We start from the raw sequence: 277 nt of genomic DNA, 5'->3' as shown, positions 1-277 counted from the left end.
ATGTGGTTTTGCAAGTTCTGACAACAGATGAATGTCACCCATATGATCTTGCCCCATTTCAAGGACAATTTTCTCCGTATCATCTGGCATATGAAGTGCTGTATATGGCAAACCAATTTCGTTATTGTAGTTGCCTTGTGTTTTATAAGTCTTGTATTCTGTTGATAAAACCGCAGCAATCATATCTTTGGTTGTCGTTTTACCATTTGACCCTGTCACAGCAATAACATCAACACGCTGTTTCTCAAGATAATAGCTAGCTAGCGCTTGAAAAGCC

1 protein-coding gene is annotated in these 277 nt (G+C 39.0%); it reads right to left on the bottom strand.

Annotated features, from left to right (window positions below):
• Window positions 1-277: Mur ligase family protein (locus ACS2QP_RS27615; protein ID WP_438883041.1), on the bottom strand; the 277-nt coding region annotated here is incomplete at both ends.

The organism is Bacillus cereus group sp. Bce019, from assembly GCF_051781745.1.
GTDB lineage: Bacteria > Bacillota > Bacilli > Bacillales > Bacillaceae_G > Bacillus_A > Bacillus_A cereus.
Note: the sequence above shows the minus strand (reverse complement) of the source record. Positions and strands in the feature narration are given on the sequence as shown.